General features: G+C 71.1%; 19 protein-coding genes. 8 read left to right on the top strand and 11 right to left on the bottom strand.

The features are described 5' to 3' along the window. Positions 1–2 precede the first annotated feature (2 nt). Both AB0A63_RS12160 and AB0A63_RS12165 read right to left on the bottom strand, forming a co-directional pair. Positions 3–1088 carry a Zn-dependent alcohol dehydrogenase gene (locus AB0A63_RS12160; RefSeq protein WP_360388988.1) on the bottom strand — a complete coding sequence of 362 codons (1086 nt, stop codon included), beginning with the start codon at positions 1086–1088 and terminating at the stop codon, positions 3–5. A gap of 78 nt (positions 1089–1166) precedes the next feature. After that, positions 1167–1358 (bottom strand): ferredoxin, encoded by a 192-nt coding sequence (locus tag AB0A63_RS12165; RefSeq protein WP_360388991.1) that lies wholly within the window; start codon positions 1356–1358, stop codon positions 1167–1169. 45 nt (positions 1359–1403) lie between these two features. Here AB0A63_RS12165 and AB0A63_RS12170 point away from each other — a divergent pair, with 45 nt between their 5' ends. Both AB0A63_RS12170 and AB0A63_RS12175 read left to right on the top strand, forming a co-directional pair. Next, positions 1404–2564: an acyl-CoA dehydrogenase family protein gene (locus AB0A63_RS12170; protein ID WP_360388993.1), complete on the top strand. Its 1161-nt coding sequence runs from the start codon at positions 1404–1406 to the stop codon at positions 2562–2564. 8 nt (positions 2565–2572) lie between these two features. Then, a complete protein-coding gene (locus tag AB0A63_RS12175) occupies positions 2573–3472 on the top strand; it encodes an acyl-CoA dehydrogenase family protein (RefSeq protein WP_360388996.1) in 900 nt (299 codons plus the stop codon). Positions 3473–3491: 19 nt separating this feature from the next. Here AB0A63_RS12175 and AB0A63_RS12180 read toward each other — a convergent pair whose 3' ends face one another. Further along, positions 3492–4583, bottom strand: coding sequence for a nitronate monooxygenase family protein (locus tag AB0A63_RS12180; RefSeq protein WP_360388998.1), 1092 nt, complete (start codon positions 4581–4583; stop codon positions 3492–3494). Next, complete coding sequence (locus AB0A63_RS12185; RefSeq protein WP_360389001.1) at positions 4564–6150, bottom strand: acyl-CoA synthetase; 1587 nt, start codon at positions 6148–6150, stop codon at positions 4564–4566. Before AB0A63_RS12185 ends, AB0A63_RS12180 begins: the two co-directional genes overlap by 20 nt. Positions 6151–6225: 75 nt before the next feature. On the opposite strand from AB0A63_RS12185, the gene AB0A63_RS12190 reads away from it, so the two are divergent. After that, positions 6226–7014, top strand: coding sequence for a crotonase/enoyl-CoA hydratase family protein (locus tag AB0A63_RS12190; RefSeq protein ID WP_360389004.1), 789 nt, complete (start codon positions 6226–6228; stop codon positions 7012–7014). 83 nt (positions 7015–7097) lie between these two features. Here the strand turns inward: AB0A63_RS12190 and kstD are convergent, their stop codons facing one another. The 4 genes from kstD to AB0A63_RS12210 are packed head-to-tail and all read right to left on the bottom strand — an operon-like array spanning position 7098 to position 11811. Further along, on the bottom strand, positions 7098–8804 hold the full coding sequence (gene kstD, locus AB0A63_RS12195; protein WP_360389007.1) for a 3-oxosteroid 1-dehydrogenase: 1707 nt from the start codon (positions 8802–8804) through the stop codon (positions 7098–7100). After that, on the bottom strand, positions 8801–9256 hold the full coding sequence (locus tag AB0A63_RS12200) for a TIGR03618 family F420-dependent PPOX class oxidoreductase (RefSeq protein ID WP_360389009.1): 456 nt from the start codon (positions 9254–9256) through the stop codon (positions 8801–8803). Before AB0A63_RS12200 ends, kstD begins: the two co-directional genes overlap by 4 nt. Then, the gene (locus tag AB0A63_RS12205; protein WP_360389012.1) at positions 9249–10757 is read right to left on the bottom strand and encodes an acyl-CoA synthetase; all 1509 of its coding nucleotides are present in this window, start codon (positions 10755–10757) and stop codon (positions 9249–9251) included. Before AB0A63_RS12205 ends, AB0A63_RS12200 begins: the two co-directional genes overlap by 8 nt. A gap of 25 nt (positions 10758–10782) precedes the next feature. Beyond that, entirely contained in the window at positions 10783–11811 is a 1029-nt protein-coding gene (locus AB0A63_RS12210) for an LLM class F420-dependent oxidoreductase (protein ID WP_360389015.1), read from the bottom strand. A 45-nt stretch (positions 11812–11856) separates the two neighbouring features. Here AB0A63_RS12210 and AB0A63_RS12215 point away from each other — a divergent pair, with 45 nt between their 5' ends. Genes AB0A63_RS12215 through AB0A63_RS12235 form a run of 5 tightly spaced genes read left to right on the top strand, consistent with a single transcriptional unit; the run spans position 11857 to position 16309 of the window. Then, positions 11857–12801, top strand: coding sequence for an OB-fold domain-containing protein (locus AB0A63_RS12215; RefSeq protein WP_360389018.1), 945 nt, complete (start codon positions 11857–11859; stop codon positions 12799–12801). Between the two features lie 9 nt (positions 12802–12810). Then, on the top strand, positions 12811–13863 hold the full coding sequence (locus AB0A63_RS12220) for a thiolase domain-containing protein (RefSeq protein ID WP_360389021.1): 1053 nt from the start codon (positions 12811–12813) through the stop codon (positions 13861–13863). Continuing rightward, positions 13864–15009, top strand: coding sequence for a thiolase domain-containing protein (locus AB0A63_RS12225; protein WP_360389024.1), 1146 nt, complete (start codon positions 13864–13866; stop codon positions 15007–15009). After that, entirely contained in the window at positions 15006–15866 is an 861-nt protein-coding gene (locus AB0A63_RS12230; RefSeq protein WP_360389026.1) for a TIGR03619 family F420-dependent LLM class oxidoreductase, read from the top strand. Before AB0A63_RS12225 ends, AB0A63_RS12230 begins: the two co-directional genes overlap by 4 nt. Next, positions 15863–16309 (top strand): nuclear transport factor 2 family protein, encoded by a 447-nt coding sequence (locus AB0A63_RS12235; protein WP_360389029.1) that lies wholly within the window; start codon positions 15863–15865, stop codon positions 16307–16309. Before AB0A63_RS12230 ends, AB0A63_RS12235 begins: the two co-directional genes overlap by 4 nt. On the opposite strand, the gene AB0A63_RS12240 is transcribed toward AB0A63_RS12235, so the two are convergent. From AB0A63_RS12240 to AB0A63_RS12250, 3 genes are read right to left on the bottom strand one after another with little or no spacing between them, the layout of a single operon-like run. Then, the gene (locus AB0A63_RS12240; RefSeq protein WP_360389031.1) at positions 16287–17159 is read right to left on the bottom strand and encodes a fructosamine kinase family protein; all 873 of its coding nucleotides are present in this window, start codon (positions 17157–17159) and stop codon (positions 16287–16289) included. The two genes, AB0A63_RS12235 and AB0A63_RS12240, sit on opposite strands and share 23 nt — an antisense overlap. After that, entirely contained in the window at positions 17156–17977 is an 822-nt protein-coding gene (locus AB0A63_RS12245; protein WP_360389034.1) for a MarR family transcriptional regulator, read from the bottom strand. The genes AB0A63_RS12240 and AB0A63_RS12245 overlap by 4 nt, the downstream gene beginning before the upstream one ends. Positions 17978–17986: 9 nt before the next feature. Continuing rightward, on the bottom strand, positions 17987–19114 hold the full coding sequence (locus tag AB0A63_RS12250; protein ID WP_360389037.1) for a steroid 3-ketoacyl-CoA thiolase: 1128 nt from the start codon (positions 19112–19114) through the stop codon (positions 17987–17989). Positions 19115–19180 lie beyond the last annotated feature (66 nt).

The following is a 19180-nucleotide window of genomic DNA, read 5'->3' on the forward strand; positions in this document are numbered from 1 at the left end:
TCCTAGTCGAACAGCACTACCTGCCGGATCAGCGATCCGCCGCCGCGCAACGCCTGCAGGCCCTCGTTGAGGTCCTCGAACCGGATCCGCTTGCTGATCATGCCCTCCAGGTCGAGCCGCCCCTGCCGCCACAGCGCCAGCATGCGCGGCACGTCCCGCCGGAAGTTGGCCGTCCCGTAGAACGACCCGTGCAGCGTCTTGTCGTGCAGGAACAGCTCCTGCGCGCTGAACGACACCATCGCGTCGGCCTTGCCCGCGCCCACGACCACCGTGTGGCCGCCACGCCGGGTCAGGTCCCACGCCTGGCGGATCGTCGCCGGCAGCCCCACCACGTCGAAGACGTAGTCGAAGCCCATGCCCGTGTTCAGCTGGTTGTTCAGCTCGGCGATGCCGTCCGGTGTCGTCGCGTGCGTCGCACCGAAGTGTTGTGCCACCTCGTGCTTCTCCGTCACCGGGTCGACGGCGACGATCTTGGCGGCTGCGGCGAGCCGCGCGCCCTGGATCACCGCGATGCCGACGCCACCGCAGCCGATCACCGCGACGCTCGCGCCCGGTTCGACCCTCGCGGTGTTGAGCACCGCGCCGACGCCGGTCAGGATGCCGCACGACAGCAGCGCGGCGACGTCGAACGGGATGTCGTCGTCGATCTTCAGCGCCGCGTCCGCCGGCACCACCATCTCCTCGGCGAACGCACCGAGTCCCGCGTACCCGAACGCCGGGTTCCCACCCACCACGAACCGCGGTGACGTGAACGCGGAGAGCGTGTGGACGAGGCACAGATGTGGTTGGGAGCTCACGCATTGCGCGCACTTCCCGCACGGCGGCACGAACGTGATCACGACGTGGTCGCCCACCGCGAGCGACGTCACGGCGCTGCCGATCTCGACGACCTCCCCCGCGCCCTCGTGCCCGACCACCCCCGGCACGAGGGCCGGCAGCGTTCCGTCCATGGCGGACAGGTCGCTGTGGCACACCCCGCACGCCTTGATCCTGATGCGGACTTCCTGCGGCCCCGGCGCGGTGGTGGTCACGTCGTCGCGGAGCTCGAGCTTGTCGTCGCCGACCTGGTTGAGCACGGCAGCCTTCACCGGTATCACTCCTCGCTGAGCTCACGGCCGAGGTACCCGTCGCACACTAGAATCTGTTCCTGTTCGTGACAAGGTCCATCAGCGTGAGAGCCGGAGCGCACTCTTGGGGCACGACGCCACCGCCCGCTCGGCCACCGGCTCCTCCGCCGGGGTCACGGCACCGGGCCGGATCTGCAGAACTTCGTCATCGTCGAGATCGAATACCTCGGGCAGGATTGTCGTGCACACGCCGTGCGCCTCGCACAGCGACGGGTCGACGTCGACCTTCATCGCGGCCTCCTGACAGAAAATAGAACTTGTTCTAGAGTAGCGGGCATGCGCATCGGTTTCACGCCCGAGCAGGAGAGCCTGCGCGACGAGCTGCGGGCGTACTTCGCGGCGCTCATGACACCGGAGCGCAGGGCCGCGCTGAGCTCCGGTGGCGACTACGGCGACGCCGAGGTGTACAAGGACACCGTCCGCCAGATGGGGAAGGACGGCTGGCTCACCATCGGCTGGCCGCGGGAGTACGGCGGCCGCGACCGCCCCATGATCGAGCAGCTGGTCTTCCTCGACGAGGCCTCCGCGGCGGGCGCGCCGGTGCCGTTCCTGACGCTGAACTCCATCGGACCGACGATCATGGCGTACGGCACCGAGGAGCAGAAGGCGTTCTACCTGCCCAGGATCGCCGGCGGTGAGATCCACTTCGCGATCGGCTACAGCGAGCCGGAGGCGGGCACCGACCTGGCGGCACTGCGCACGCGGGCCGTCCGCGACGGCGACGACTACGTGGTCACCGGCCAGAAGATGTGGACCAGCCTCGTCCAGTACGCCGACTACGTGTGGCTCGCGTGCCGCACCGACCAGGGGTCCGAACGGCACCGGGGCCTGAGCATCATCATCGTGCCGACGGCGTCCGAGGGCTTCTCCTGGACACCGGTGCCCACGATGTCCGGCCCCACCACCAGCGCGACCTTCTACGACGACGTGCGTGTGCCCGCCGCGAACCTCATCGGCACCGAGCACCAGGGCTGGAAGCTCATCACCAACCAGCTCAACCACGAACGCGTCGCGCTCTGCTCGGCCGCTCCGTTGCAGACCGCGCTGCGCGAGGTCCGCCAGTGGGCGCGGGAAACCGGTGCCGACCGGCAGGAGTGGGTCCGGCTGCACCTCGCGCGCGCGCACGCCAAGACCGAGTACCTCAAGCTCATCAACTGGAAGCTCGCGTCCGGCGGCGATGAGGCGCCCTCACCTGCGGAGGCCTCCGCCACCAAGGTGTTCGGCACCGAGTTCGCGACCGAGGGCTACCGGTTGCTGATGGAGGTGCTGGGGGCCGGCGGGATCGTCCGTGCGGGCTCCCCCGGCGCCCTGCTGCACGGCCGGGTCGAGCGCATGCACCGCTCCGCACTGATCCTGACGTTCGGCGGCGGCACCAACGAGATCCAGCGCGACATCATCGCGCGGGCCGGCCTCGGGCTGCCCGCCGTACCTCGGTAGGAGGAGACGTGGACTTCACGCTGACCGAGGCGCAACGGGAGCTGGCCGCGCTGACCCGCGAGATCGTCGAGTCCTCCGGCGCACCGTGGGCCGACCTCGTGAAGGCGGGCGTGGTGCCGGAGGACCCGGCCGAGCTCGGCGTGCTGGAGCACTGCGCGGTGCTGGTCGAGCTGGGGCGCGCGGTCGCCGCCGTCCCGTACCTGCCGGCGACGCTCGCGCAGACCGCCCTGGCCCTGTCCGGCCGGCGCGTGGACCCCGCGACCGTGCTGTCGGTGGCGCTCGCCGAGGACCCCGCGGGCGCGAAGACCGCGGTGCCGTGCGCGACATCGGCCGAGGCGTTCCTGGTGGCGTCGGGCGACGAGGTGTTCCTCGTGCAGGCCGCGGACCTCGACATCGCACCGCAGGTGCTCCTCGACGGGTCGGAGGCGGGCACGTTCGCGTTCACCGGCGGCGGCGAGCCGGTCGAGGGCGTCACCCCCGGCTGGCTCACCACCCGCTACGCGCTCGGGTTGTGCGCCTACCAGCTCGGCGTCACCGAACGCGCGCTGGAGCTCACCGCCGAGCACGCCCGCACGCGGGTGCAGTTCGGGCGGCCGATCGGGGCTTTCCAGGCGGTGGCCCAACGCCTGGCCGACGCCTACGTCGACGTCTCCGCGATCCGGCTGACGTTGTGGCAGGCTGCCTGGCGGCTGGCGGAGGGCTTGCCCGCCGAGGCCGAGGTGGCGACCGCCAAGTTCTGGGCCGCGGACGCCGGTCACCGGGTGGCGCACACCGCCGTGCACGTCCACGGCGGGACGGGCATCGACATGGGCCACGGGGTGCACCGGTACTTCACGGCGGCCAAGCGCGCCGAGTTCGAGCTGGGCGGGGCGACCGCCCAGCTCCTCAGGCTCAGCGCGGCCATGTGACCGGCAGGCCCCGACCCGCTCACCGCGCGAGCTCGCCCAGCCGCTTCACCGTGTCCTCGAACTCGGCGAGCAGGTCGGCGATCACCTCGGCGACCGGCCGCACCTCGTTCATCCGCCCCACGACCTGCCCGACCGGCATCGACACCACCGACGGGTCCGAGGACCGCGCGATCCGCTGGTGCGCCTCGCTGACCAGGATGTTCTGCAACGGCATGGGCAACGGGTCGGGTGCGTGGGCCGACGCCCACGCCTCGGTCCAGCGCGTCCTGAGCAGCCGCGCGGGTTTGCCGGTGTAGATCCGGGTCCGCACGGTGTCACCGGACCCGGCCGCCAGCAACGCCTCCTGCGTGGAGGAGTTGCCCAGCGCGTACTCGGCGGTCGTGAGCCAGCAGGAGCCCATCCACACGCCGGAGGCGCCCAGTGCCAGCGCGGCGGCGGCTTGCCGGCCGGAGCCGATGCCTCCCGCGGCCAGCACCGGGACGTCCACGGCGTCCACGACCTCCGGCACGAGCACCATCGTGGCGACCTCGCCGGTGTGCCCGCCGGCCTCGTAGCCTTGCGCCACCACGACGTCCACGCCGTTCTCGACGTGCCTGCGGGCGTGTTCGGCCTTGCCCGCGAGGGCGGCGACCGGGACACCGGCGGCGTGCACGCGTTCGATCACGTCCACCGGCGGGGAGCCCAGCGCGTTGGCGACGAGCCGGACGGGGTGCTCCAGCGCCACGTCCACGTGCGACCGGGCCACCGAGTGCAGCCAGCCGAGCACACCCTCGCCGCCGGCGCCGTCGGGGAGCGGTGGGACGCCGAGGGAGAGCAGGGTGCGGTCCACGAAGTCCCGGTGGCCCTGCGGGATGAGCTTGTCCAGGTCGACCTGCGTGCCCTCGGTCGGCACCTTGGCGGGCATCACGATGTCGACGCCGTACGGTTTGCCGTCGGTGTTCTGGTCCATCCACGTCAGCGCGCGGTCGAGGTCCTCGGCGTCGTTGAACCGCACGCAGCCCAGCACGCCGAGACCACCGGCGCGGCTGATCGCGGCGGCCACGTGCTCGGACGGTGTGAAGCCGAAGACCGGGTGTTCGATGCCGAACGTGTCACACAGGTTGGTGCGCATGCTCCTCCACGTGGCGCCGGGCCCACTGGTAGTCGGGTTTGCCGCTGGGGGTGCGGCCGATCTCGTCGACCAGCCAGAGCGAGCGCGGCACCTTGTAGCCGGCCAGCGTCTCGCGGACGTGAGCGTCCAGTTCGGACAGTGTCGGGGTGGCGCCGTCACGCGGCTGGACCAGCGCGCCGACCCGTTGGCCGAGCAGGTCGTCGGGGATGCCGATCACGAGCGCGTCGAACACGCCGGGGTGCGACTTCAGCACCCCTTCGACCTCTTCGGGGAACACCTTCTCGCCGCCGGTGTTCACGCACGTGTTGCCGCGGCCCAGCAACGTGATGTCGCCGTCGGCCTCGAACCGGGCGAAGTCACCGGGAACCGTGTAGCGCTTGCCGTCGACCTCGATGAACATCTTCGCGGTCTTCTCGGGGTCCTTGTAGTAGCCCAGCGGGATGTGGCCGCCGCGGGCGAGCTTGCCGACGACGCCGGGTTCCGGTTCGAGCCTGGTGCCGTTCTCGTCGACGACGATGGTGTCCTCGTTCAGCTTCACCTTCGTGCCGTCGGTCTTCACCATCTCCCTGGGCACCGCGCCGATGCCGGTGGACCCGGTCTCGCTCGACCCGATCGACTCCAGCAGCGTCGTGTGCGGCAGCAGCTCGTGGTACTGCTTCTTCACGGTGTAGGAGAAGAGCGCGGCGCTGCTGTTGATGATGAACAACGACGACCCGTCGTACTCGCCGCGCTGGAACTCCTCGATCAGCGGCCGGCCCATGGCGTCGCCGGTGATCACGGCGACCTGCACCTTCTCCCTGCCGATCACCCGCCAGACCTCGGCCGGGTCGAACTTCGGCACCAGCACGACGGTGCTGCCGCCGAACAACGCGCCGAGCACGGCCCACTGCGCGGCACCGTGGATCAGCGGCGGCAGGCACAGCCGCACCAGCCCGTAGTCCTTGCCGGAGTTGGCCTGCTGCCACTCGTCGGTGACGCGCTCGCCGGTCACGAAGTCGATGCCGCCGCCGAGCGTGCGCCACACGTCCTCGTGCCGCCACATCACGCCCTTGGGCATGCCGGTCGTGCCGCCGGTGTAGAGGATGTAGAGGTCGTCGGCGCTGCGCGGGCCGAAGTCCCGGTCGCCGGACTGGGCGGCCAGCGCGGCCTCGTACTCGGTGCCGCCGAAGTCCTCAGAGGACTCGTCGTCGATCACGACCCTGAGCTCCGGCGCGTCGACCTCGGCCACGAGCGGTGAGTAGCGGCGCTCGTGCACCAGCGCGACCAGGTCCGCCTCACCGAACAGGTACTGCAACTCGTTCTTGGTGTAGCGGTAGTTCACGTTGATCGCGACGGCCCGCAGCTTGTAGACCGCGAGCATCGCCTCGACCAGCTCGATGGAGTTGCGCGCGTACAGGCCGACGTGCTGACCCGCTGTCACGCCGTTGCTTGCCAGGTGGTGCGCCAGCTTGTTGGCGCGCGCCTCGAGCTCGGCGTAGGTGACCCGCTTGGCACCGCAGATGAGCGCGGTGCGTTCGGGCACGGTGTCGGCGGCGTGTTCAACGAGGTCTGCGACGTTGAGGGCCATGTCCTGCAAAGTAGAACGTGTTACTGTTCTGGACAATCCCCCGTGCGGTCAGACTCGATCCAGGAGGCACCCCGGATGACGACCACTGCAGAGCCGCATTGCCTGGTGGAGCGCAGCGGGCACGTCCTCGTGGTCACGATGAACCGGCCGGAGGCGCGCAACGCGTTGTCCGGCCCGATGATGGCCATCATGCGCGAGGCGTGGGACCGCGTGGACGACGATCCCGACGTGCGCGTGTGCGTCCTGACCGGTGCGGGCGGGGCGTTCTGCGCGGGCGCGGACCTCAAGGCGATGACGCAGAACCACCCCGGCGAGACCACGGGGTACGACTTCTCGGTGATCGAACCGCTGCTGAAGGGTCGCCGGTTGACGAAACCGCTCATCGCGGCCGTCGAAGGTCCGGCCATCGCGGGGGGCACGGAGATCCTCCAGGCGACGGACATCCGGGTGGCCGGCGAGAGCGCGCGCTTCGGCGTCTCCGAACCGCGCTGGGGCCTGTTCCCGCTGGGCGGTTCGGCGGTCCGGCTGCCCCGGCAGATCCCGTACACGGTCGCGGCCGACCTGCTGCTGACCGGGCGGCACATCACGGCACCGGAGGCCAAGGAGATCGGCCTGATCGGTCACGTCGTGCCGGACGGCCAGGCGTTGACCAAGGCGATGGAGCTGGCCGACCTGATCGCGGCGAACGGTCCGGTGGCGATCAGGGCGATCCTGCGGACCATCCGCGTGACCGAGGGCATGCACGAGAACGACGCGTTCACAGTGGACGCCCGGCTGGGCATGGAGGTGTTCCGCAGCGAGGACGCCAAGGAGGGGCCGCGGGCGTTCGCGGCGAAGCGGAAGCCGGACTTCCAAGGCCGCTGACGCTCACCTCCCCGCAAGCCCCCTTGCTGCTCTGGCATCTGCAAGTAGTACTTGCAGATGCCAGAACAGCAAGGAAGGTCGGGTTAGATGTCGTTCGCGGCGATGTAGGCGAACGTCATGGCCGGGCCGATCGTCGAACCCGCACCGGCGTAGCTGCGGCCCATCACCGCGGAGCTCACGTTGCCCGCCGCGTACAGGCCAGGGATCACCGAGCCGTCCGGCCGCAGCACCCGAGCGCGCGCGTCGGTGACCATGCCGCCCTTGGTGCCGAGGTCGCCAGGAACGATCTTGAACGCGTAGAACGGCGGCGCCCACAACGGTGCCAGGCACGAGTTCGGGATGACCGCCGGGTCGGTGTAGTAGTGGTCGTAGGCGCTGTCGCCGCGGTGGAAGTCGGTGTCACGGCCGGAGAACGCCTGGTTGTTGAACCGGCTCACGGTCGCCTTCAACGCGGCCGCGGGCACCCCGATCGCCGATGCCAGGCCGTCCAGCGACCAGTTCCTCACCACCGCGCCGTTCTGGTACCAGCCGTCCGGCAACGGCAGCGCGGGCGCGACGTCGGCGAACAGGTAGCGGTTGCGGTAGTTCTGGTCGACCACCAGCCATGCCGGGATGCACGGCGCGGTGGGGTTCTTGTCGTACATGACGTGCACGACGTCGCTGTAGGGCGCGGCCTCGTTGACGAACCGCTGCCCGAGCTGGTTGATCATCAACCCGCCCGGCAGCGTGCGCTCGGCGAGGCAGAAGTACGGCGAGCCGGGTACCGGGATCGCGGGGCCCCACCAGGCGTCGTCCATCAGGTCGAACGCGGCACCGAGGCGTTGGCCGGCGCGGTGGCCGTCGCCGGTGTTCTCCTTGGCGCCCACGGTCCACTGGGTGCCGATCGGCTGTTGCTGGTACTGCGCGCGCATGGCCGCGTTGTGCTCGAAACCGCCCGAACCCATGATCACGCCACGACGGGCGCGCACGAGTCCACGTGAGGTCACGACGCCACGCACGGCACCACCGACCACGTGCAGGTCGACCAACGGCGTGTTCAGCCACACCGGCACACCGGCCTGCATCAGCCCCAGCCGCAGCGCGCCGGCCAGCGACTGGCCCATGGTCAACGGCTTCTGCCCGGCCAGCGCGGCAGCGGTACCGCGGGCCAGCGCGGCGGCGGCCACCGCGGCGCCCTTCGCGTTCACCAGGGCCAGCGCCAGCCACTTGTAGTCGGCGCTGAAGATGACCATGCCCGGCGGCACGGCGAGGTACGGCGGGTTGAGGTTCGCGAGCTCGGCGCCGAGGAGGGTGCCGTCGAACACGTCCGGCTCGATGGAACGACCGCGCGCGATGCCGCCGGGGTACTCCGGGTAGTAGTCGCTGTAGCCGTCCATGTACCGGAACCGCAGCGGGCTGTTGCGCAGCAAGAACGAGATCATCCGCGGCCCGGCGCTCAGGTAGGCCTGCTGTCGTGCCGGCGGGATGTCGCCCACCACGGCCGACAGGTACTGCGCGGCCTTCGCCGGGGTGTCCTGGACGCCCGCGGCGAGGATCACCTCGTTGTTCGGGATCCAGATGCCCGCGCCGGAGCGTGCGGCGGAACCACCGAACGTCGGCGCCTTCTCCACCACCACGACGCTCAGCCCGCGTTTGGCGGCGGTCAGCGCGGCGGTCATGCCGGCGGCGCCCGACCCGACCACCACCACGTCGTACTCACCGAGGTCCGCCTCGGCGGTACCGGTGTGCACGAGGCCGGAGGCCAGCGCGAGGCCTGCTCCGGCGAGCACCTGACGGCGGTTCAGGGTCATGGGGTCACTCCCGACATCAGCTTCCGGTGGTCCCAGCTGGCCGTCCTGGCCGGACGGAAGATCACGGCCACGCGCCGCGCCATGGCCTTGCGCAGGGCGTCCCGCTCGGCGTCGGACGAGCCGACCTCGCCGAAGTTGCGCGCCACCACCGCGTCGACCACGCGGCCGAGGTCGGGTGTGAACTCGGTGACGCCCTCCATGTGCACGCCGCGCAGCTGGTCGTAGGTCTCCCCCGCCTCGGCGAGCACGCTGCACCGCGGGTCGCGGCGCAGGTTCACGACCTTCTGCGACTTGCGGTCGGTGCAGAACACGATCTCGCCGTCCAGCCACGCGAACCACATCGGCGCCAGGTGCGGCAGGCCGTCGCGCCCGATGGTCGCCACGACCAACGTCTTCTGCCCGGCGAGGAACGCGTCGACCTCGGCCGGGGTCATCCTGATGCGGTCACGCATCGCGCAGTTTCCGCTTGTACAGCTTGCCGTTCGGGTCGCGCGGCAGCTCGGCCAGGTACTCGATCGTGCGCGGCAGCTTGAACTTCGCGAGCCGGGTGCGGGCGAACTCCAGCAGCTCGTCGGTCAGCTCCTGGCCGGGTTCGACGCCGTCGACCGGCTGCACGACCGCCTTGACCTGCTCGCCCCAGTCCGGGTGCGGGATGCCGAAGACGGCCACGTCGGCGACCTTCGGGTGGCACACCAGCTCGCCCTCGACCTCGGCCGGGTAGATGTTGACCCCGCCGGAGATGATCATGTCGTTCTTCCGGTCGCACAGGAACAGGTAGCCGTCCTCGTCGAGGTACCCGACGTCCTGCAACGTGAACAGCTTGCCGACGCGGGCAGCGCGGGTCTTCTCGGCGTCCTTGTGGTACTCGAACGTCGCGTCGCCCATCCGCAGGTAGACCAAGCCGCGCTCACCGGCGCGCAGCTCGTTCCCGTCTTCGTCGAGCACCTTGATCTCCGACGTGGGCCACGGCAGTCCGACCGATCCGGGCTTGCGCAGCCACTCCTGCGCGCTGATCACCGTGCCGCCGCCCTCGGTCGCCGCGTAGTACTCGATCACGACCGGTCCCCACCAGTCGAGCATCCTGCGCTTGACCTCGACCGGGCACGGCGCGGCGCCGTGGATCATCGCGCGCAACGAGGACAGGTCGTACCTGCCCTTCACCTCGTCGGGCAGCGCGAGCAGGCGGTGGAACTGGGTCGGCACCATGTGGCTGTGGGTGACCTTGTGCCGTTCGATCAGCCGCAGCATGTCCTCGGGGTCCCAGTGGTCCATCAGCACGGTGGTGTGCCCGAGCTGGATGGAGATGACGACGAAGTTGAGCACCGCCGTGTGGTAGAGCGGCGACCCGCACAGGTGCACGTGCCCGTCGAACGGCCGCAGGCCGAAGATGCCGAAGAACCACGGCGCCGAGCCGGGTACGACGTCCGGGTCGGCGCCGGTCAACGGCCTGCGCACGCCCTTGGGCCGCCCGGTGGTGCCGGAGGTGTAGAGCATCGGCGACCCGGTCGTGCGAACGTCGGGCCGGCCCTCTTCGCCCTCGCCGAGACTCCCCAACGGCCGGAAGCCGTCGATCTCGCCCACCGCGAACTTCGCTTCGGACGGCAGACCCGCCGCCGCTTCGACCGCCGCGGCGGCGAAGCGTTCATGACCTACGAACGCCTTGGCACCGCTGTCCTGCACGAGGTAGGCCACCTCGGCGCCGGTCAGGTGCCAGTTCGCCATCACGACGTAGAGACCGGTCTGGTAGGCGGCGAAGTACACCGCCACGAGCTCGGCGCTGTTGGGCAGCATCAGCACGATGCTGTCGCCGGGTGTCAGCCCCAGGGCCTGGAACCCCCGGCCGTACCGGTTCGCCTCCGCCGCCAGCTCCCGGTAGGTGGTCCCACGGCCGCCGGGGTCGACCAACGCGGTCAGGTCCGGCTGCTCCGACGCGGTGTTCCAGAGTCCTGCCACCTCCTCAAAGTAGAACGTGTTTCATCTACTGACAAGCCTCGGAGACGGCCTTGATCGAGTCGGTGTCGCGGCAGCCGACGAGCAACTGGGTGACCCCGGCGGCCTCCCACCGGGCGACCTCCGCGCGCACCTCCTCGGCGCTGCCGACGATGCTGATCTCCCGCACCAGCTCGTCCGGGACCACCTGCGCCGCCTCGTCCTTGCGTCCCGCCCGGTAGAGCTTGCCGATGTCGGCGACGGCCTCGCCGTATCCCATGCGGGTGAACACCTCGGCGTGGAAGTTCATCCCGGGCGCACCCATCCCGCCGATGTACAGGGCTACGAACGGCTTCAGGAACCCGCGCACGCCAACGGGATCGTCGGTCACGACCACCTGGCAGGTGGCGGCGACCTCGAAGTCCGCCCGCGTGCGCCCCGCTTTCGCCAGTCCCTCCTCCAGCCATTCGTCGTACATGCCGGCCAGGCGCGGCGCGTAGTAGATCGCGAGCCACCCGTCGGCGATCTCCGCTGCCAGCGCCACGTTCTTCGGCCCCTCGGCACCCAGCCAGATCGGCAGGCCGGCGCGCAGCGGGTGGGTGATCGGCTTGAGCGGCTTGCCCAGCCCCAGCGCACCCGGCCCCCGGTACGGCAACGGGTAGTGCGGACCGGCGTTGGTCACCGGCGCCTCGCGGGCCAGCACCTGCCGCAGCACCGACAGGTACTCCCTGGTCCTGGCCAGGGGTTTCGCGAACGGCTGCCCGTACCAGCCCTCCACCACCTGCGGGCCGGAGACGCCCAGCCCGAGGACGAACCGCCCGCCGGACAGGTGGTCCAGGGTCAACGCGTGCATCGCGCACGCGGCCGGTGTGCGCGCGGACATCTGCACGACCGACGTGCCGAGCCGGACCCGTCGGGTGGCGGATCCCCACCACGCCAACGGGGTGAAGGCGTCGGAGCCCCAGGCCTCCGCGGCGAACACCGCGTCGAACCCGCACTCCTCCGCCGCCGCCACGAGTTCGGGGGCGTTCGCGGGCGGCGCAGCGCCCCAGTAGCCGAGCTGCAGACCAAGCTTCATGCCGCCATCTTGCCACCATTTCGAGAACCTGTTTCACTTTGATCTGTGCCTAGGCCCCTGAGTGCTCCGCTGGACGTGGGCTTCGACTACACGCGCTCGACCGGACCCACGCTCGGCCGCTTCCTCTCCGACCTCCGCCGCAGGAAGGTCACCGGCATCCGCGGCGCGGACGGCCGTGTGCACGTGCCGCCGCTGGAGTACGACCCGGTGACCGCCGAGCGGCTGACCGAGTTCGTGGACGTGGCCTCGACCGGTGTCGTGCGCGGGTGGTCGTGGATTCCCGAACCGCTGGAAGGCCAGCCGCTGGACCGCCCGTTCGCGTGGGCGCTGGTCCAGCTCGACGGCGCCGACACGTCGATGCTGCACGCCGTCGACGCGGGATCACCCGACCGGATCTCCACCGGCGCCCGCGTCCGGGTGTGCTGGCGCGACGACCGGGTCGGCGCGATCACCGACATCGAGTGCTTCGAGCTGTCCGGCGAACCGGGCGACGAGCCGGTCGAGGCCGACGACGTCACCATGGTCACGACCCCGGTGCACCTGCACTACACGCACACCGCGTCGCCGACCGAGGACCCGTTCCTGCGCGGGCTCATGGAGGGGCGGCTGGTAGCGCAACGCTGCCCCGCGTGCGAGAAGGTGTACTTCCCGCCGCGCCCGGCCTGCCCCACCGACGGTGTGCCCACAACCGATCCGGTCGAGCTGTCCGACCACGGCACGATCACGACGTTCTGCGTGGTCAACGTGCCTTTCCTGGGCCAGCGCATCCCGCCGCCGTACGTCTCGGCGTACGTGCTGCTCGACGGCGCGGACATCCCGTTCCTGCACCTGCTCCTGGGCGTCGCGCCCGAGGACGTGCGGATGGGCATGCGCGTCGAGGCGGTGTGGAAGCCGCGTGCGGAGTGGGGCCCGACGATGCAGAACATCGACCACTTCACGCCCTCCGGTGAGCCGGACGCGCCGTTCGACTCCTACTCCCAGCACCTGTGAGGGGCCCGCATGCGTGACGTCGCCGTGGTCGGTTTCGCGCAGACGCCCTGCGTGCGCGAGACCGACGGCACCACCAACGGTGTCGAGATGCTGGTGCCGATCTTCCACGAGGTGCTCGGCGGGCTCGGCCTCACGAAGTCCGACATCGGGTTCTGGTGCTCGGGCTCGTCGGACTACCTGGCGGGGCGGGCGTTCTCGTTCGTGTCCGCCGTGGACGCCATCGGCGCGTTCCCGCCGATCATGGAGTCGCACGTCGAGATGGACGCGGCGTGGGCGTTGTACGAGGCGTGGGTGAAGCTGCAGTGCGGTGAGGTGGACACGGCCCTGGTGTACGGGTTCGGCAAGTCGTCGGCCGGACAGCTGCGGCGGGTCATGGCGATGCAGCTCGACCCGTACGTCGTGACGCCGCTGTGGCCGGACTCCCTGGGTCTGGCGGGCATCCAGGCGCGGATGGGCATCGAGAACGGCCTGTGGAGCGAACGCGCGATGGCCGAGGTGGCCGCGCGGTCGCGTGCGGTGGCGATGTCGAACCCGCTGGCGCAGCTGTCCGGACCGGTGTCACCGGAGGACCTGCTCGACGAGCCGTACGTGGCGGACCCGTTGCGGCGGCACGACTGCGCGCCGATCACCGACGGTGCCTCGACGATCGTGCTGGCCGCCGGTGACCGGGCACGCGAACTGTGCGAGCGACCGGCGTGGATCACCGGGTTCGAGCACCGGGTCGACTCGCCGTCGTTCGGCACGCGCGACCTCACGGCGTCCCCGTCTGCGGTGGCCGCGGGCAAGGCGGCCGGTGCGGACGGGGTCGAGGTCGCCGAGCTGCACGCGCCGTTCACGCACCAGGAGCTGCTGCTGAGCCAGGCGCTCGGGCTCGGCGACAGCACGGTCAACCCGTCCGGCGGGGTGCTCGCCGGCAACCCGATGTTCGCGGCGGGCCTGTCGCGGATCGGCGAGGCGGCTCGCCGGGTGCACGACGGCACGGCCGCGAAGGTGCTCGGGCACGCCACCAGCGGGCCGCTGCTGCAGCAGAACCTGGTCTGCGTGATGGAAGGGCGGGACTAGATGCGACCGGCAGCTGTGGTCGGCACCGGCCAGACGCACCACGCCGCGAAACGGCTCGACGTGTCGATGGCGGGCCTGTGCCGCGAGGCGGTCGACCGCGCGATGGCCGACGCCGGCGTGGACTGGCCGGACATCGACGCCGTGGTGCTCGGCAAGGCACCGGACCTGTTCGAGGGCGTGATGATGCCCGAGCTGTTCCTCGCGGACGCGCTGGGAGCGGTCGGGAAACCGCTGCTGCGCGTGCACACCGCGGGCTCGGTCGGCGGCAGCACGGCGAACGTGGCCGCGTCGCTGGTCCAGGCCGGGGTGCACGAGCGCGTGCTGGCCGTGGCGTTCGAGAAGCAGTCGGAGTCGAACGCGATGTGGGCGCTGTCGGTGCCGACGCCGTTCACGATGCCGGTGCACGCGGGCGCTGGCGGGTACTTCGCGCCGCACGTGCGCTCCTACATCCGCCGTTCCGGCGCACCCGAGCACGTCGGCGCGATGGTCGCCGCCAAGGACCGCCGCAACGGTGCCATGAACCCGTACGCGCACCTGAAGCAGCCCGGCATCACGGTCGAGTCGGTGCGGGCGTCGCAGATGCTGTGGGACCCGATCCGCTACGACGAGACGTGCCCGTCCTCGGACGGCGCCTGCGCGGTCGTGATCTCCGCCGAGCCGACGTCGTCGCGCGCGGCCTGGGTCCACGCCACCGCGATGCGCACCGAGCCCACGACGTTCGCCGGGCGCGACCAGGTCAACCCGCGGGCCGGTCAGGACGCGGCGCGGGCGTTGTGGCGGCAGGCAGGCATCACCGACCCGCTGTCCGAAGTGGACGCGGCCGAGATCTACGTGCCGTTCTCCTGGTTCGAGCCGATGTGGCTGGAGAACCTGGGCTTCACCGAGGCCGGGCAGGGCTGGAAGCTCACCGAGGCCGGCGAGACCGAGATCGGCGGGCGGCTGCCGGTGAACCCGAGCGGCGGCGTGCTGTCGTCGAACCCGATCGGCGCGTCCGGGCTGCTGCGGTTCGCCGAGGCCGCGATGCAGGTCATGGGCACGGCCGGCGACCACCAGGTCGACGGGGCGCGGCGTGCGCTGGGGCACGCGTACGGCGGTGGGTCGCAGTTCTTCGCCATGTGGGTCGTCGGATCGGAGAAGCCAGCATGAAGTTCACCGTCGGCATCGCGATGAGCCCGCTCGACCAGCTGACCGAGCTGGCCCGGTGCGCCGAGGAGTGCGGGTACGCCTCGATCGCGCTGCCGGACTCGCTGTTCTTCTCGGAGGAGGTGTCCGCGGACTACCCGTACACCCCGGACGGCTCGCGGATGTGGAACGCCGAGACGCCGTGGGTGGACCCGTTCGTGGCCGCGGCGGCGATGGGCGCGGTGACCTCGCGCATCCGCTTCTACACGCAGGTGCTGAAGCTCGGCTCGCGCAACCCGTTGCTGCTGGCCCGCCAGATCGGTTCGGTCGCGCACCTGACCGGCAACCGGTTCGGGCTCGGTCTCGGGCTCGGCTGGTCGCCGGAGGAGTTCGAGTGGTGCGGTGTGCCCTTCAAGAACCGGGGACCGCGGGTCGACGAGATGATCGACGTGCTCAAGCTGGTGCTGGGCGGTGGGATGGTCGAGTACCACGGCGACTACTTCGACTTCGACCGGTTGCAGATGTCGCCGGCACCGACCGCGCCTGTGCCGTTCTATGTCGGCGGCCACTCCCCTGCGGCGTTGAAGCGCGCGGCACGCGTCGGCGACGGCTGGACCTCGGCGATGATCAAGTTCGAGGAGCTGAGGTCGGTGATCGCGCAGCTCGGGGACCTCGGGGCGTTCGAGCGGCCGTTCGAGGTCCAGGCGGTGTGCGTCGACCGGTTCGGGCTCGACGGGTACCGGCAGCTGGAGGAGATCGGCGTGACCGACGTGATCGTGCTGCCGTGGCTGTTCCACGGCGTCGGGTTCGACGGGTCGGTGGAGGCGAAGAAGGACGGGTTGCGGCGGTTCGCCGACGAGGTGCTGAAGGAGTTCTCATGACCGCGGTGACCTGGAACGCCTCGAAGGCGGAGACCCCGGCGCGGGTGGCGTCGTGGAGGTCGATGGACGCCGTGACGCGCGGGGCGAAGGACGAGTGGCTCGCGCTGTTCGCCGAGGACGCGGTGGTCGAGGACCCGGTCGGCCCGTCGATGTTCGACGCGGAGGGCAAGGGCCACCACGGCAAGGAGGCCATCTCCGCGTTCTGGGACCTCGCCATCGCCAACGTCGAGCGGTTCGAGTTCACGGTGCACGACTCGTTCGCGGCGGGATCGGAGTGCGCGAACGTCGGCGTGATCTCCGCGTTCCTGCCCGGTGGCGCGCGCGTCGACACCGAGGGCGTGTTCGTCTACAACGCCGGCGAGGACGGGTTGATCAGGTCGGTGCGCGCGTTCTGGGAGACCGAGCGCGCGATGGCCACGTTCACCCAGCCCGGAACGGCTTGAGCAGGGCGCGGACCTGGTCCGCGGCGCCCCAGCCGTGGTCGAACATGGCGATGAGGGCGAGGCTCTGGCGCAGCTGGACCACCGGCATCCGGCTGCGCCAGTCGTCGTCCAGGCCGGTCAGCTCCGCGTAGACGGCGAAGAACCGCTTCGCCTCCGGCGGGTGCGGGGAGCACCACAGGTGGGCCAGGTCGACCTCGGCCCACGTGTACGACACCGCCGGGTCGATCACCGCGGGCCGGCCGTCCGCGGTGGCCAGGACGTTCTGGGTCCACAGGTCGCCGTGGGTCAGGCAGGCCGGGTTCGCCGGCAGCAGCTCGGGCAGCCGGTCGCAGAGCCGTTCCAGGGCGCGCCGGTCGCGTTCGTCGAGCGCCGCCCTGACCCGCCGCTCCGGCAGCCAGCGCAGCAAGCGGTGCCGCGCGAAGAACTCGTGCCCGTCGGCGGTCCAGGTGTTGACCTGCCGGTAGCGGCCGAGCCAGTTGTCGTGCTCCCAGCCGAACCGGTCGTGCACCGTCGAGGTGTGCAGCCGGGCGAGCGCGTGGGCGAGCTGCTCCCAGAACGCTTCCTCGGTCGGCCGTTCGCGCAGCACCGACAGCGCCAGCAGGTCGCGGGTCACGAGGACGACCTCGGGCGTGGTGAGCCCGCCGCGTTCCCGCAGCGCCCGCAGCCCGTCCGCCTCGGCCGCGAACAGGTCGTCCGCGGGCACGTCGGCGAACGACTTCACGAACAGCGGCGGGCCCGGGTCCCTGACGGCGATGCCCGCGACCGCCGCGAGGCCGCCCTCGACCGGTTCCACGGCCGTGACGTCGGTCAGTCCGGCGGTGTGGAGGCGGTCGAGCAGCAGGGCGGTCACCGCGACCCGGCAGCCGCGAGCACCGCGCTGATCGGTTCCAGCTCGGTGACCAGCTCGTCGAGCTCGTCCGGGGTGAGGGCCTCGTAGGGCGCCTCGGCGAGCTCGTCGGTGAGGGCCTCGATGCTCTGCTGCAGCGCGCGACCGGCGTCGGTGAACCGGCCGTCCTCGACCAGGCCCCGGTCGCGCAGGCCCGCCATGACCGCCGCCAGCCGTTCCTGCGGCAGGTGGTGGATGCGGCCGAACGACTCGGGCGGGTGGACGCCCATCGCGATGGCACTGATGACGTGCGCCTCCGTGCCGCCGACGCGGTGGGTGACGAGGGCCGCGACGTGCCCGTCGCCGCGGTGCTCGCGCAGCACGGTCGCGGAGTGCCACAGCCGGGTGAGCGGGTCGGCCGGAATCGGCAGCGCGCGCAGCCCGGCGTACATGACCCGGCCGTCGGTGGGCGCGCTCGTGGCGGCCTTCGTGGTGAGGTCGGCGGCCCGGTGCACGCCCTCCGCGCCGGCCAGGTCGCCCAGGATTCGGCGCAGGGAGGCCACGCTGCCGCGTTCCCGTGCGGCGAGGGACTCCTCAGCCGGGATCTTCTCCCACGCGCTCGGGATGTGCCGCGCGGCCTCGCCGGGACCGAAGTTGTAGAACGCCGCGTGCACGACCTCCGCCGGCACGCGGCCCAGCGGTGCGGCACGGCTGGCGAAGTAGCCGCTCCAGTAGTTGCGGTGGCCGACGGCGGCGTACTCCTCGCCGACCTCGTCCGCCAGGTAGGTGACGAGGCAGATCGGTTCGAGGAGGTCGTGCATGCGACGGGCGGTTCGGGCCATGCGCCCAATCTAGAGCCGTTCGATGATCGTCCCGGTCGCCAGCGCACCACCCGCGCACATCGTGACCAACGCCGTCGTGCCGTCCCTGCGCTCCAGCTCGTGCAACGCCGTGGTGATCAGCCGGGTGCCGGTGCTGCCGACGGGGTGCCCGAGCGCGATGGCGCCGCCGTTGACGTTGACCCGGTCGAGGGTGGGCCGGTGCACCGCCGCCCACGACAGCACGACGGACGCGAACGCCTCGTTGACCTCGAACAGGTCGATGTCGCCGATCTTCATGCCGCTGCGGTCGAGCAGCCGGTTCGTGGCGTCCACCGGCCCGTCCAGGTGGTAGTACGGGTCCGACCCGACCAGGCACTGCGTGACGATGCGGGCCCGCGGCCGCAGCCCGTGGGCCCGCGCCCAGGCCTCGTCGACGACCATCACCGCGCTGGCGCCGTCGGAGATCTGCGAGGACGTGCCCGCCGTGTGCACGCCGCCGGGGACCACCGGTTTCAACGCCGCCAGCTTCTCGAGGCTGGTCTCGCGCAGGCCCTGGTCGGTGTCGACGAGCTCCTGCCCGACCTTGACCGGCACCACCTCGGCGGCGAACCGCCCCTCTGCCCACGCCCGGCGGGCCTTGGTCTGCGAGGCGACGCCGAACCGGTCGACCTCCTCGCGCCCGATGCCGCGGCGGGCGGCCACCCGTTCGGCCGCCACGAACTGGTCGGGCAGGTCGATGCTCCACGACTCGGGCCGCGGCATCCCGGAGTCGCCGATGTTGGCCCGCAACGGCACCCGGCTCATCGCCTCGACGCCGCAGGCGATGCCCACGTCGATCGCGCCGGTGGCGATCAGGCCGGCGACCAGGTGGGTGGACTGCTGCGCCGACCCGCACTGGCAGTCGACGGTGGCGCAGCCCGTCGTCCGCGGCAGTCCGGCGTGCAGCCAGGCCGTGCGCGTGATGTTGTTGGACTGTTCACCCGCCTGGGTGACCGTGCCGCCGATGACCTGTTCTACAGCGGACGGGTCGACTCCGGTCCGGTCGAGCAGACCCCGCTGTGCCGCACCGAGGAGCTCGGCGGCGTGCAGACCGGACAACCAGCCGTCACGCTTGCCGATGGGCGTGCGCACCGCTCCCACGATCACCGGACTCCCCACGCGGGCCTCCCCTCGCCAAAGAACTAGAACACGTTCCTTTTGCTGACCAGCTTGGCCGCATGGGGG

It is taken from the genome of Lentzea sp. NPDC042327 (assembly GCF_040647275.1).
Lineage (GTDB): Bacteria > Actinomycetota > Actinomycetes > Mycobacteriales > Pseudonocardiaceae > Lentzea.